At 74.1% G+C, this 14,205-nt stretch carries 10 protein-coding genes; 7 read left to right on the forward strand and 3 right to left on the reverse strand.

The window, feature by feature from the left end:
- Window positions 1-234 precede the first annotated feature (234 nt).
- The 4 genes from AH6_RS35375 to AH6_RS35390 all read left to right on the forward strand — a co-directional run bounded on the left by AH6_RS35375 (window position 235) and on the right by AH6_RS35390 (window position 3,957).
- The gene (locus AH6_RS35375) at window positions 235-1,815 is read left to right on the forward strand and encodes a protease-associated domain-containing protein (RefSeq protein ID WP_157431918.1); all 1,581 of its coding nucleotides are present in this window, start codon (window positions 235-237) and stop codon (window positions 1,813-1,815) included.
- Between the two features lie 2 nt (window positions 1,816-1,817).
- Complete coding sequence (locus AH6_RS35380; RefSeq protein ID WP_157431919.1) at window positions 1,818-2,354, forward strand: hypothetical protein; 537 nt, start codon at window positions 1,818-1,820, stop codon at window positions 2,352-2,354.
- Entirely contained in the window at window positions 2,354-3,202 is an 849-nt protein-coding gene (locus tag AH6_RS35385) for a hypothetical protein (RefSeq protein WP_067488988.1), read from the forward strand. The genes AH6_RS35380 and AH6_RS35385 overlap by 1 nt, the downstream gene beginning before the upstream one ends.
- 65 nt (window positions 3,203-3,267) lie before the next feature.
- On the forward strand, window positions 3,268-3,957 hold the full coding sequence (locus AH6_RS35390) for a response regulator transcription factor (RefSeq protein WP_067488989.1): 690 nt from the start codon (window positions 3,268-3,270) through the stop codon (window positions 3,955-3,957).
- 22 nt (window positions 3,958-3,979) lie between these two features.
- Here the strand turns inward: AH6_RS35390 and AH6_RS35395 are convergent, their stop codons facing one another.
- Window positions 3,980-4,537 (reverse strand): hypothetical protein, encoded by a 558-nt coding sequence (locus tag AH6_RS35395; RefSeq protein WP_067488990.1) that lies wholly within the window; start codon window positions 4,535-4,537, stop codon window positions 3,980-3,982.
- A gap of 71 nt (window positions 4,538-4,608) precedes the next feature.
- Between AH6_RS35395 and AH6_RS35400 the strand changes: the two genes are divergently transcribed.
- The 3 genes from AH6_RS35400 (at window position 4,609) to AH6_RS35410 (ending at window position 7,852) form a co-directional block, all read left to right on the forward strand.
- Entirely contained in the window at window positions 4,609-5,982 is a 1,374-nt protein-coding gene (locus AH6_RS35400; RefSeq protein WP_067488993.1) for a sensor histidine kinase, read from the forward strand.
- Between the two features lie 152 nt (window positions 5,983-6,134).
- On the forward strand, window positions 6,135-7,106 hold the full coding sequence (locus tag AH6_RS46855; protein ID WP_067488995.1) for a lytic polysaccharide monooxygenase auxiliary activity family 9 protein: 972 nt from the start codon (window positions 6,135-6,137) through the stop codon (window positions 7,104-7,106).
- A gap of 77 nt (window positions 7,107-7,183) precedes the next feature.
- On the forward strand, window positions 7,184-7,852 hold the full coding sequence (locus AH6_RS35410) for a cellulose binding domain-containing protein (RefSeq protein ID WP_067488997.1): 669 nt from the start codon (window positions 7,184-7,186) through the stop codon (window positions 7,850-7,852).
- Window positions 7,853-8,102: 250 nt separating this feature from the next.
- Here AH6_RS35410 and ccrA read toward each other — a convergent pair whose 3' ends face one another.
- Both ccrA and AH6_RS35420 read right to left on the reverse strand, forming a co-directional pair.
- Window positions 8,103-9,428, reverse strand: coding sequence for a crotonyl-CoA carboxylase/reductase (gene ccrA, locus AH6_RS35415; protein WP_067488999.1), 1,326 nt, complete (start codon window positions 9,426-9,428; stop codon window positions 8,103-8,105).
- Window positions 9,429-9,467: 39 nt separating this feature from the next.
- Window positions 9,468-14,205 (reverse strand): SDR family NAD(P)-dependent oxidoreductase (locus AH6_RS35420; protein ID WP_067489001.1); only part of this gene is annotated, 4,738 nt, incomplete at its 5' end.

Raw genomic sequence — 14,205 nt, forward strand, 5'->3', positions numbered from 1 at the left:
GGGGGTCTACACAGACCCACCCAACCCCAACCCCGTGCCCTACACCCAACCAACAACCCCGACCCCACGCGGGGTTGGCGTCACATCCCCAACAACCCCAGCCCGCGCGGGTTTTGCGCACCTTGACCTACAACCCCAGCCCCGTGCCCACCCATCCAACCTTGCCACAATATGGTGGCAAGATTAGGCCCTGGGACCCTGTGCGCCTTGATCGACCTGTCTCAGGATGACGGGGTGCCCCTCCCCCCAACGGCCCAGGACCGCGGCTCCGCCGGGACCGAATGGGCAGGTCTCCTGGTGGTGGCCGCGGCCGTCCTCCTCGGCCTCGGCACCCTCATGCCCGAGCAGACCCTGCGGTCGACGTCCGGCGCGATCTGCCGCCTGTTCATGCTGGACGGCTGCCCCCGACCCGAAGACGGCCCGGGAACCGACGGCCCGAGAGCCGACGCCAAGCCCGACCCCCCGTCCCCGCCCCCGCAGCCCACCGGCGCGTGCATGCTCAAGCAGCAGACCAAAGGCAAGGAGGCCGGGTTCCAGATCACTCTCTACACCAGGGACGACGGCACCCTCAGCAGCCAGACGATCAACTCCGACGGGTCGATCAACCTCAGCGAGAAGGTGTCCGGCAAGAACGGCTTCGCGCTCGACTTCAAGATCGACCTGGGCCAGGACGCCAAGGGCGGTGGCGGGATCGGCGCAGGAGGCGCCTTCAACTACCGCTGGGTCGACGAGAGCGCGGCGCAGTTCAACTTCCCGAACCAGGCGGTGCGCGACGAGTACCTGCGCCGCACGGACGAGGTGGTCAAAGCGCTCCTCTTCGGCGGCGACAAGGCCGTGCTGCGCTATCTCCAGGAACGCGGGGTCTCGCCGTGGCGGATGGGGGACGCGAAGTTCGTGATCGCCGATGACATGAAGGACATGGGCGTCACCTACACCCGCAACTACACCAGCGGCAACGAGGCGTTCCTCAAGGCGTCGGTCTCGGCGGGCCCGTACAGCGCCGCGTTCGGCTACACCGAGAAGCAGGGCTTCAAGGGTGTGGAGACGTACGTGGACCCGAAGGACCCCAGCAAGAACACCACCACCTACAGCTACCAGTCGGGCAAGGCGTTCTCGCTGTCGGTCGGCCTGTCCGGCGATCCGTGGAGCGCCAACGGGGGCTCCGGCGCGGGGAAATGGAAGGCAGGCGTCGGCGCGGGCCCCGAGTACGAGAAGGCATGGGACGACTCCTCCTCCTGGAAGATCGTCTACGACGCCGCGGGCAATCCGGTGAAGCTCGTGATCAGCAAGACGAGCGACGAGGACCTGAACCTCACCACCACGGCCGGTCCGGGCGGCAAGCGGCTGCCGGTGGGCCGCGGGCCGCACGGGATGAAGACCCCCACGTGGGCCATGGGCGCGGACGGCTCCTACGCGCACGCCGAGGGAAGCGGCCGCCAGCAGGTGACCGAGACCACCGTCCCGCTGAACGGGGACAGGGACGTGGCCGAGCTGCTGCGGCAGGGGAACATCATGTCCGTCGTCGGCGGCGACCAGGCCAAGGTGCGGGCCGCCCGCGAACGGCTGGCGGCCCTGCTCCGCGACAACTCCTCGACGACCGTGCGCGTCTACGACAAGGTCACCGACAAGGACGGCGTCGACGTCAGCGTCCGGGCCTTCGGGGTCAAGGTCGGCGGCTACAAGGACCAGAAGGTCACGCAGACGTTCCAGCTCGTGAACGCCTTCTACATCGACTCCCGCAATGGCGACCGCATCCCGTGGACCAACTGCACGGGCGGTCCGCCCCTGGCCCCGACCCCGGCCGGAGGTGGATGATCATGAGCGCCCGCCCTCTCCTGGCGAAGCTACTGATCGCCACAGCCGTACTTGCCGGATGCGCCCCGACCGGCCGCGACCCGGCCACCCCCATGACCGAGTACCAAGGCAACGGACTACGGGTGAAGCACCCCGCGGCCTGGAAACCGCTGAGCCCCCGCCTCAACGACTCGGCCGCGTTCGAGGTCGGCGTCGGCCGCCCCACCGCCCCCGGCGCCGACGTCCTCCTGGACGTCATCGTGCAGGGAGCCCCCTACTCGCTGGGGATGATGGTCGATGACTGGACGCGGGTCAACGCCGCGCAGTCCGGCTTCACCGTCGTGGACCGCCGCCGGACCGAGATCGACGGGCGGCAGGCGCAGATCGTCAGGACGCGCTACGACCTGGCGCTGGGGAACGGACGCACGGAGCGGATCCACCAGGTCGACGTCTTCCTGGAGCTCGGCCGCGACCGCCTCGCCGACGTCCGAACGCTCTCGGTCGGATCCGAGCGCCGCCAGATCTCCGACGAGATCGTCTCCTCGGTCCGGGCCGCCTGATGGCACGCGGCCCACTCCCCAAGGGCGGACCGCTGGCCGGCGTCGGCGTCGCGCTGGCCGCCTTCCTGGTGCCGCTCGCGGTGATCCGCGAGGGGCTCGGACTGCCCAGTCTCGGCCCCACTCAGCTGGTCAACGACCTGTCCGTCATTGCGCTGGCCCCCTGGCTGGCGCAGTGCGTCCTGGCGGCGGCCGCTCTGGGCATCCATCAGGGGACGGATCCGGCCGACCGGGACGCGGGACCGCTCGGCAGGCGCAGCGTGCGCGCGATGGCCGTCACCGCCGCCGTCCTGCTGCTGTCGGTCCCCACGCTGTTCGCCGTCGCCGTGACCGCCCGGCCGAGCGGGATCGGGGTGGTGCGGACGGTGGCGGCCACGTTGGTCGCGCTGGCGCTCGGCATCGGCCTCGGCCGGCTTTCGGCGCGCGGCGCCTTCTGGCGGGCGGCCACGATCACGGTCGCGGCGGCGTTCGGCGGAGCGCTCGCGGCCCGCGCGATCCTGCTGTTGATCATGGTGCCCGAGGTGGACGTCCTCCCCGTCGCCGCCCCCACCGGCGAGGTGCTGGCCGCCTTCGACCGGCTGGCCCGGTGGAGTCCCGTCGTGCTCGGCGCGACCGCGGCGCCCGCCGTGCTGCTCGGTGGCCGGCGGCTGCCGCGCGGCGGGCGGCTCCTGGCCGTCGCGGCGCTGCCGGCGCTGCTGTACGCCGTGGCCACGGCGGTCTCGATGATCCTGACCGGCCCCTCCCTCCCGGCACCGGCCGAACTGCGGGCCTTCGCCTGGTTCGCGGCCGGCGGCCTGCTCGGCGCCGCGCCGCTGCTCGCCCGCCGACGCCGCTCCACCGAACCCCGATGACCGCGGCCGACGATTCCCTCCGACCAATCCCCCTTCCAGCGGTTATGTGCCGTAAGGTCCGCCCTGTGGCTACCCTTCTGCTGGTCGAGGACGACGAGTACGTCAGGCATGCGCTGCTGCGGGAGCTGAGCACCTTCGGGCACGCCGTCCGCAGTGCCGGGCGGGCGCTGGACGCGCTGCGCGAGGTCGCCGCCAACGCGCCCGACGTCGTGATCCTCGATCTGGGGCTGCCCGATCTCGACGGCGGCGAGGCGCTCAAGATGTTGCGCGCGGTGTCCCAGGTGCCGGTGATCGTCGCGACCGCCCGGGACGACGAGCAGGAGGTCATCCGGCTGCTGCGCGCCGGGGCCGACGACTACGTCGTCAAGCCGTTCTCCGCCGGGCACCTCAACGCCCGCATCGAGGCGCGGCTACGCCGCGTCCCCACGCCCCGGCTGCGGGAGGAGCTCGTCGTGGGCGGGCTCCGCGTGGACGTGGACCGGCGCGAGGCGAGCATGGACGGCGTGCCGTTGCGGCTGTCGCGGCGCGAGTTCGACCTGCTGGCCTTCCTGGCCCGCAACGCCGGGCGGGTGGTGCGCCGCCGGGAGATCCTCACGGAGGTCTGGCAGCAGCCCTACGGCGACGACCAGACCATCGACGTGCACCTGTCGTGGTTGCGCCGCAAGTTCGGGGAGAGCGCCCGCGCCCCCCGCTACCTGCACACCGTCCGCGGCGTGGGTTTCATGCTGACCGAACCGGGCCCGGAGCACCCTTGACCACCCTTGGAACGGGCCACCCCTAGTACTCGTAGATCTCCACCAGCGGCGCGTGGGCGTGCCACGTCGCGAACACTGCCGACCCGTGCTGCCCGTCCGCCAGGTCCACGCGCAGCCAGTTGGACTTCCGCCACACCGTCGCCTTGTACCCGCTGGCCGGGCTCGTGGAGATCAGCCGGGCCGACGTGCGGCCGATCGCCAGCGTCACCCGCCCGTGCCGCACGGTGTAGGTCCGGATCTGCTCGCCCGCCGACGCCCCGCCCGACGGCGCCCCGCCCGCCGGCGTCCCGGCCGACGGGGCGCCCGCCGGCGCCGTCCGCTTCGGCGACGTCGAAGGGGACGGCGAAGCCGAAGTCCGCCGCGGGCTCGGCGTGCCCGCCGGACGCGACCTCCCCGGCGACGGCGCCGGAGCGGCGCTCACCGACGGCGGCCGGCCCTGGTGCACCGGTATCCCCGCCGACAGCTCGGGGGACGTCGCGGCCGTGCTGCGCACCGCGTCGCTCACCCCGGTCCAGCTGATCGCGACGCCCGCGGCCGTCGTGATGACCCAGACAGCGGCGAACCCGACCTTCGACCTCATGGGCGGACATTATCGCCGTTGCTGTTATTTTCGCTCCTCGAAACCAGGCACGTGTCCTGGAGGGGGGCAGTGTGAGGGGTTCGCTGGCGCGGGTCGCGACGGCCGTCACGGCGATGGTGGCGCTGTCGTTCATCATCCCGCTCGGCCTGCTGAACGGGCAGATGGCGCGGGACCGGGCCCTGGGGGCCGCCGACCGGCAGGCGGCGTCGCTCATCCCGGTGCTGACGGTGACGCGGGAACCGGCGACGTTGCGCGACGCGCTCGGTTCCACCAGCGCCGGGGAGAACGGGCGGCTGGCCCTCCACCTGCCCGACGGCACCGTGCTCGGCACCTCCCACGCCACGCCCGACGCGCTGGCCACGGCCCGGCGGCAGAACCGCACGTTCCCCGCGCCCGCGCGCGGCGGCACCGCGCTGCTCGCGCCGGTGCTGCTGGACGGCGGGCGGCTGGTGGTGATCGAGGCGTTCGTGCCGGAGGCGGAGCTGAGCCGCGGGGTGGCCAAGTCGTGGCTGATCCTGACCGTGGTCGCGCTGGCGCTGGCGCTGGTCGCGGTCGCGATGGCCGACCGGCTGGCCACCCGGGTCGTGCGGTCGGCCGACCAGCTCGCCGGGGCGGTGACGCGCGTGGCGGGCGGCGACCTGACGGCGCGCGTGCGGCCGCACGGCCCGGCCGAGCTGCGCGCCGCCGGGGAGGCGTTCAACCACATGGCCGACCAGCTCGCCCGGCTGCTGGTCGCCGAGCGCGAGACCGTCGCCGACCTGTCCCACCGGCTGCGCACCCCGCTCACCGCGCTCCGCGTCAACCTCGACGGCCTGGCCGGGCACCCCGGCGACCCCGGGCGGATCGCGCAGAGCCGCGACGCCCTCACCCGCCTGGAGGAGGCCGTGAACGGGATCATCGCGACGGCCCGCCACCCCTCCACCATGACGAGCCCGCTCACCACCCCCGCCACGCCCAACGCGTCCGCCCCACCGGCCGCCCGGCCGCCCGGCCAGACCTGCGACGCCGCCGCCCTCGCCCGCGACCGCATGGAGTTCTGGTCCGCGCTCGCCGAAGACCAGGACCGCGCGTGGCAGCTCACCCTCCCCGAAGGCCCCGCCCCGGTCCCGGTCGCGGAGGCGGAGCTGGGCGCGGTCCTCGACGCCCTGCTCGGCAACACCTTCCGGCACACCCCGCCCGGCACGGCCCTCTCCCTCACCGTCCACCGCGGCCGCTACTCCACCGGGCTGCTGTTCGGGGACGCGGGGCCGGGCATCCCCGATCCCGAGGCCGCGCTGCGGCGCGGGGCGAGCAGCGCGGGCTCCACCGGGCTCGGCCTGGACATCGCCCGCCGCCTCGCCGAGTCCACCGGCGGCTCGTTGCAGATCGGCACCTCGCCGCTGGGCGGCGCGCAGATCGGCGTCTGGCTGCGCACGACCCCCGTGCCGCAGCCGCGCCGCCGCTGAGGGGGCACGGGGCGAGCACTGCGGGGGCGCGGGGGGCGGGCTCTGATGGTTCACCAATGAGAGTCTTAAGAGGTCTTGAAGACCCGGTTCCTCCTGCTTTCCGGGGCCTAACGTCTCGCTCACCCCCGAAGATCAAAGGCAGGAGTTCCCCCATGAAGCAGCCGACCGCACTCCGGCGGACCACGGCGCTGACGGCCGCCGGCGTCGCGTCGTTCGCGGGCCTCGCGCTGGCCGCCTCCCCCGCCTTCGCCCACGGCTCGGTGCAGTACCCGGTGAGCCGCGTGCTGGCCTGCTACCAGGAGAACCCCGAGTCGCCGAAGTCCGCCGCCTGCAAGGCCGCCGTCGCCGCCGGCGGGACCCAGCCGTTCTACGACTGGAACGGCGTCCGCCTCGGCGACGTCGCGGGCCGCCACAAGCAGCGCATCCCGAACGGCAAGCTGTGCAGCGCGGGCGACCCCACCTTCCGCGGCCTGGACCTGGCCCGCACCGACTGGCCCACCACCAAGGTCGCCGCGAACGCCACGCTCACCTTCCAGTACCGGGTCACCGCCCAGCACCAGGGCGGCTTCGAGTTCTACATCACCAAGAACGGCTACAACCCCGCCAAGCCGCTGTCGTGGTCGGACCTGGAGGACAAGCCGTTCCTCACCAAGAGCGGCCCGGTGGCCTCCAACGGCCTGTACACCTTCACCGGCAAGCTGCCCGCGGGCAAGACGGGCCGCCACCTCATCTACGCGATCTGGGAGCGGACCGACAGCCCCGAGTCGTTCTACTCCTGCTCCGACATCGCGGTCGGCGGCAAGGGCGGCGCGGTGACGCCCGTGCCCAAGCCGAGCCAGCCCGCCAAGCCCGGCCAGCCGGCGAAGCCGGGGCAGCCCGCCAAGCCGGGCAAGCCCGGCACCAAGCCGACCGACGCCGCGTGCGCGCCGCTGGTTCCGGCCTCCAGCGCGCACCACAACCACGGCACGACCACGCTGAACAGCACCCCCGCCTCGGGCAACTCGCCCGACGAGGGCAGCGCCCTGGGCACCGGCATGATGACCGGCGTGGCGGGCCTGGTCCTCGGCGGCGGCGCGGGCCTCCTGCTGACCGGCCGCCGTCGCCGCGTCCGCGACAACGCCTGACACCTACCGTCCGCTCCGCCACCGGGACCGCCGCGCACGCGGTCCCGGCGGCGCGGGCCAGGGCCTTCGGAAGACACATGCCGCCCATCGCACGCCACCGCAACCACGGCCGCCGCCGACGCAACGCCGGACTCCTCCGGCGCGCGTCCGGGCGGCACCGCCTCACCTCGGCCCTCCTCCGCCTCACCTCGGCCGTCCCCCGCCTCACCTCGGCCGTCCTCCGGCTCCGGCCGGGCGCCGCCCGGTCCGACGCGGGGATCCCCTGGCCCGCTCGGGGACTGCCCTACTTCCTGACCGCCGCGGTGCTGATGGTGCTCGGCCCGGCGACGGTGCTGACCCTGCTGCCCCTGCCCGGGAGCACGCTCCAGGCGACCTACGCCAAGGTCAACGACTGGGGCACCGGCTACACCGCCCAGTACACGATCACCAACACCGGCGACCGGACGCAGCAGGGCTGGCGGTTGTCCTTCGACCTGCCGCCCGGCGCCCGCGTGACGAACCTGCTGAACGGCCGGCACGACACCTCCGGCGACCGCGTGACCGTCCGCGACCGGGGCTGGAACCGGGACGTCCCGGGCGGCCGGTCGGTCACCGTCACCTTCACGGTGGACAGCGCGGCGGGCGGCGGCGACCCGTCCGGCTGCACGATCAACGGCAGGGTCTGCGCCCTCCCGGGGAACGTTCCAGGAGCCACGACGAGCCAGCGCTGGCCCGCGATGTTCGGCGCGACGGAGCCGATCCGTTGACGGGCCCCGACGCGCCGTCGTCCCGGCTCGCCAAACCGGAGCCCGCGCCCATGACGGCCTCCCCCTGGTTCCGCCCCCGCTCCTGGTCCTGGTCTGAGCCCCGGACCGGTCGGCGGCCTCCCCTCCCGGACGCCCGTCCCGCGCAGCCGCGCGTCGCACCGCCCGCGCGGTCGGCCTCATCGCGGACGGTCTGAGAACGCGAGAACCCGGTCCGGCGCACGCACGCGCGCCGGACCGGGTTCCCCGCGTTTCAGCGCCGGTACAGGTTCAGCTTGTCCTCGCCGATGCGCTCGCGCATCGCCGGGTCGTCCACGCCCTGGCCCTCGGCCGTCGCGCCGCACAGGATCGCGACCTTGCCGATGTGCCGGTTGGTCTGCACCGCGCGGGTCGCCTCGCCCGACTGCTCCAGCGGGAACACCTTGGACAGCGTCGGGTGGATCATGCCCAGCGAGATGAGCCGGTTGGTCTGCACGGCCTCGTGGTAGTTGAAGCCGTGCGAGCCGATGATGCTCTTCAGCCGCATCCACAGGAAGCGGTTGTCGTACTCGTGCTTGTAGCCGGTGGAGGAGCCGCAGGTCACGACCTTGCCGCCGCGCTTGGCGACGTACACCGACGAGCCGAAGGTCTCCCGGCCCAGGTACTCGAACACGATGCCCGGGTCCTCGCCGACCAGCCGCCGGATCGCCTCGCCCAGCACCCGGCCCGCCTTGGGGTGGCGCAGGCCCTGCTCGCCGAGGTTCAGCTCGTTGCGGTTGATGACGTGGTCGCAGCCCTGCGCGCGCACCAGGTCGGCCTTCGCCTCGGAGGAGACCACGCCGACCGGGATGCCGCCGCCGTTCTTGACGAGCTGGGTCGCGTAGGAGCCGAGGCCGCCGGTCGCGCCCCAGATCAGCACCACGTCGCCCTGCTTCATCTGCGCCCCGTGGGGGCCGACCAGCATCCGGTAGGCGGTGGCCGCGCACAGCGTGTTGGACCCGGCCTCCTCCCAGGTCAGGTGGGCGGGCTTGCGGATGAGCTGGTTGGCCTTGACGATGCAGTACTCGCCCATCGACCCGAAGTTGGTCTCGAAGCCCCAGGCGAGCTGGGTGTCGCTCATCATGCCGTCGTCGTAGGAGCCGTGGTCCTCCTCGTCCACGTAGAACGGGGAGATGACGACGCGGTCGCCGGCCTTCCACTTCTTCACGCCCGCGCCGGTGCGCACCACCACGCCCGAGCCGTCGGAGCCGAGGACGTGGTAGGGCAGGTCGTGCCGGGCGCCGTACCAGCCCTGGCGGCCGAACTTCTCCAGGAACGCGAACGTGGGGACCGGCTCGAAGATCGCCGACCAGACGGTGTTGAAGTTGATCGCGGCCGACATCACCGCGACCACGCACTCGTCGGGCGCGAGCTCGGGCATGTCGACCTCGCCGACGTGCAGGGAGCGGCGCACGTCCTTGTCGGTCTGCCCCTCGAAGATGCCCACCTCGTCCTTGCGGGTGTGGGCGGCGCGGAAGCGCGTGGGCAGGTCGATGTCCAGGAGTTCCTGCTCGCTCGCCCCGTTGCGGGCGGCGTCGAGCAGGGCGTCGGACTGGGCCATGGATCTCCTCCGGTGGAGCGTGCTGTCGTGGGCGGGCCCTCAGCGGGCCGTGGTGACTACGGGCCGGCCGCCCCGTCCTTCGGACGCTGTCGCACCTGCGGCCTTGAACTGCCCCGCCAGTTGCCCCTCCAGGTGCGCGGCCATGACCTCGACGCCCGGGGGGTCCAGCAGGTTCAGGTGGTGCACCCCGGGGATCGTGACGATCTCCAGGGCGGAGCAGAGCTCGCCGAAACCGTTGGTCCCGTCGAGCACGTAGCGGGCGTCGCGCACCGCCCAGGGGGTCTCCTCGGGGGCGTAGTAAAGAATGACACGTCCGTCATAACGGGCGGGCCGGTACGCCTCCAGGGAGCGGGTGTCCTGGTGGGAGGTGAGCTGGTGGTGCAGCGCCGCGGGCGGGATCAGCTCCGCCAGCGGCGCGGCCCGCTCCATCACCAGCGCGAACTGCGTCTCCTCGTCCAGCCCGGACAGCTCCTCGTAGGTGAGGCTGATGTCCAGGCCGTAGGTCTCGTTGACGTAGGCGGTGAACGCCGAGAACCGGCGCGCCAGGGTGTCGGACTCGTCCTCCACCGGCAGCGGCAGGCCCGCGTCGAACAGCGCCACGAACTCGACCTCGCGCCCGGCGGCGGTGAGCTGCCGCGCGGTCTCGTAGGCGAGCACCCCGCCGAACGACCAGCCGCCGAGCCGGAACGCGCCCTCGGGCTGCGCCGCGACCAGCGCCTCGACGTAGCGGGCGGCGCGCTCCTCCACCGGCGGCGCGTCCTCGAACCGCTCCAGCCCGTACACCGGCTGGTCGGGGCCGAGCAGCGCGACGAGCTGCCGGTAGCAGGCGGTGGTGCCGCCCGCCGGGTGCGCGATGAAGATCGGGCGGCGGTCGCCGGTGGTCTTCAGCGGCCGGACGGTCTGCCGCGCGGCCTCCTCGTCGGCGGCGCGGATGTGCTCGGCGACGTGCTCGGCGGTCGGCACCTCCAGCAGCGCGCCCCGCGTCACCTCGCCGCCCATCTCGGCGACGAAGCGCCCCACGACCTGGTCGGCCTGCTCGTCGGTGCCGCCCAGCTCGGTGAAGAAGTCGGCGACGACGCTCACCCGGTCGAGCCCGAGCACGTCCTCGAAGATCCGCACGGCGAGGCGCTCGGCGTCGTCGCGCGGCATCACGTACCCGGCCTCGGCGTTGGACACCGCGCTCTGGTGCGGCGCGGGCGCGGCGGCGAGGCCCAGCTCCTCGGCGGCCCACGCCTCGAAGACGTTGACGCTCGCGCCCTGGAGCAGCACCGAGGCGGGCACCGTCAGCCCGAGGTCGTGCTCGACGCCGCTCTTGATCCGGACCGCGACCAGCGAGTCCAGGCCGAGGTCGGTGAGCGGGACGGCCGGGTCGAGCCGGGCCGGGTCGAAGCCGAGCACGGCCGCGATCCGGTAGCGGACCTGCGCGGCGATCGCGCGGCGCGCGGCGGCCGGGTCGAGCTTGCGGACCTGCTCGATGCCGGGCCAGTCGCCCGCCTCCTCGGCGCCCTGCGCGTCGGCGGCCTCGGTGAGCGCCGCGAAGTAGGGCATGCGCTTGATCTCGGGGAACAGGCCCACGGCCGCTGCCGGGTCGAAGCGCAACACGCCGGTCGCCGCGCGGCCGGACGCCAGCAGCGCTTCGAGCGCCTCGGCGCCCTCGGCCGGGGAGATCGGCTCGATGACGGCGACCCGCAGGTCGGCCGCGCCGCCGACCTGCGACCAGGTGCCCCAGTTGACGGTGGCGCCGGTCTTCCCGTGCGCGCGCCGGGACGCGACCAGCGCGTCGAGCGCGGCGTTGGCGGCGGCGTAGGCGGCCTGGCCGGGCGAGCCCAGCAGCGCCGCGGCTGAGGAGTGCACCACGAACCAGTCGAGGTCGGCGTCCCAGGTGGCCGCGCTGAGCCGCCGCGCGCCCTCCACCTTGGCCGACCAGACGCGGTGCAGGTCGGCGGGGCCGAGGTCGGTGAGCAGCTTGTCGTCGATGGCGCCCGCGCCGTGCAGCACGCCGCGCAGCGGCACGCCGCCCTTCCGCGCGGCATCGACGGCGCGTTCGGCGACGCCCGCCTCGGCGATGTCGCCGAGCACGAGGTCGACGTCCACGCCGCTCTCGCGCAGCCGGTTGACAACCTTCTCGGCGTCGGGCCCGGGACCGGAGCGGCCGACCAGCACGATGCGGCCCGCGCCGCGCGCGGCCAGCAGCTCGGCGGTGACCAGGCCGATGCCGCCGTAACCGCCGGTCAGCACGTACGCGCCGCCGCGCCGGACGACGCGTTGCGCCTTGGTGAAGGTGGGAAGCTCGGCCTGCGCGAGGCGCGCGACGCGGCGCACGCCGCCGCGCCAGGCGACCTCGCGGGCGTCGCCGTCGCCGAGCAGCTCGGTGACCAGGTCGGCGGCGTCGTCGGTGTCCACGAGCGTGGCGCGCTGCACGGTGCGCTCGAACGCGAGCACGCGCGTGATCGCGCGGATGTGCGCCTGCCCGGGGTTGCCCGCCTCGCCGTCGAGCACCGGCAGCGCGGAACGTGTGGCGACCCACAGGCGCGGGCCGTCCGGCGTCACCAGGCTGATCTTGGCGACGGCCAGGACCAGGTCCTCGTCCTCCAGGCCGGGGCCGGGGATCACCACGACGCCGACGGGGGTCTCGGTGATGTCGGGGTCGGGTCCGGCGGCCTGCCGCAGGACGATGTGGCCGTGCCCTTCGAGGTCGGCGGCGACGGCGTCGGCGAACGGGTCGCCGTCCTCGGCGATCAGCAGCCACGCGGCCTCGGTGAGCGCGGGCTCGGGGATGCCGGGAGGTCGGTCGGGGTCGGTTGGTTGGGGAAGACACTGCTCGTCCCAGACCAGTTCGACGGCCTTGTCCGCCAGCGGCACCGGCACGTCCGCCCGCTCCACCCGCCGCAACACCACGTCCACGACCTCGACGAGGATCTCGCCGTCCGTGCCGACGATCTGGAGCGCGCCCGTCGGCCCGTCCTCGCCCTGCACCACCTCGGCGCGCACGTGCCCGCCCCGGTGCGTCGGCCCATGCACGCGCAGGCCGCCGACCGTCTCGGCCAGCCAGGTGCCCGCGCCCGCGACCGTCTCGGCCTCGGCCGACAACACCGCCAGCGCGCGGTCCAGGACCTCCGGGTGCACCCGGTAGTGGCGGCTGCCGCGCTCGGCCCCGGCGACCTCGGTGGCCGCGCCGGTCAGCGGCGCGGGGGCGCGCTGCCCGGCGGCCGGGGCGGGGTCCGCGCCGACGTCGGCGCTGGCCAGGCGCGCCCAGGCGCCCGCCGGGGTCAGCGCGTGGATCTCCACGCGCTGCTCGTCCTCGGTGTAGGTGGTGGTGACGGTGGTGTGCTCGGCGAGCGCGAGCGGCCGCTCGATCCACAGGCTGTTGACGCGCACGTCGTCGGTGCCGAGCGCTTCGGCCCCGGCCGCCAGCGCCATTTCGGCGAACGCGGCGACCGGCAGCGCGGCCAGCCCGTGCACGCGCGGCGTCCAGGGAAGGGAAGCGGTGCCGACGTCGGCGCGCCAGGCGTGCCGCTCCTCGCCGGGCAGCTCGACATGCGCGCCGAGCAGCGGGTGCTCGTCACGGCCGCCGCCGCGCTTGCGGGCCTCGACCCAGTGGCGCTCGTGCCGCCAGGGCGCGGACGGCACGTCGATGATCTCCCCTTCGGCGGGGACGGCGATCGGGTGCCCGTGCGCGGCCAGCGCGGCGAGCTGCGCGTGGAAGGTCAGCGCGTCGTCGGTCTCCTGGCCCTTGGGGGCGCGCTTGAGCGTGTGGGTGACCAGCGCGCCGGTGCCGTCGAGGGTCTCGCCGACCGCGTGCGCGAGGATCGGGTGCGCGTTGATCTCGACGAACGTGCGGTGCCCGTCCTCGGCCGCCGCCGCGACGGCGTCGGTGAGGCGCACGGGGCTGCGCAGGTTCGTCGCCCAGTAGTCGGCGTCCAGGAGCGCGTCGCCGTCGAGCGCGCGCGGGTCGTCCAGCGCGGTGGTGTAGAGCACGATGCCGTCGGCCAGCGGGGTGCCGCGCTCCAGGCCGACGTCGGCGAGCTGCTCGCGCAGGTCGGGCAGCAGCGGGTCGACCTGCGGGGAGTGCCCGGCGCCCTCGGCCTGCACCATGCGGGCGAGGCGGCCCTCGGCCTCGGCGCGTTCCACGATGACGGCGATCTGGTCGGCGTCGCCGGTGACCACCGTCTGCTTGGGCGAGGAGTGGACGGCCGCGTACACCTCGGGCAGGTCGTGGCCGAGCCGGGCGACCTCCTCGGCGGACGCGCCCAGCACCGCCATCGCGCCGCCGCCGATGAGCTGCGTGAGCAGCCGGGACCGGCGGCAGATGACCTTGACGCCGTCCTCCAGCGTGAGGGCCCCGGCGACCACGGCGGCGGCGATCTCGCCCATCGAGTGGCCGATCACCGCGCCGGGCGTGACGCCGTAGGACTTCCACATCCGCGCCAGGCCGATCTGGATGGCGAACAGCACCGGCATGACGGCGGCGGGCCCGCCCTCGATCTTGCCGCCGTCCTCCAGCAGCGCCCACAGCTCGGGGCCGCCCTCCTCGGCGAACAGCGCGTCCAGGTCGTCGATGGCCTCGGCGAAGGCGGGCTCCTCCTCCAACAGCCGCTGCGCCATGCCCGGCCGCTGCGCGCCGTACCCGGAGAACACCCACACCGGACGGCCCGGGACGCCCACGGCGGTGCCGGTCACCACGCCCGCGTGCGGGCGGCCCTCGGCGAGCGCGGTCAGGCCGTCGACCAGCCCGGCGCGGTCGCGGGCGGCGACGGCGGCGCGGGCCCGGCCGCGC

Source organism: Actinomadura hibisca NBRC 15177, assembly GCF_001552635.1.
GTDB lineage: Bacteria > Actinomycetota > Actinomycetes > Streptosporangiales > Streptosporangiaceae > Spirillospora > Spirillospora hibisca.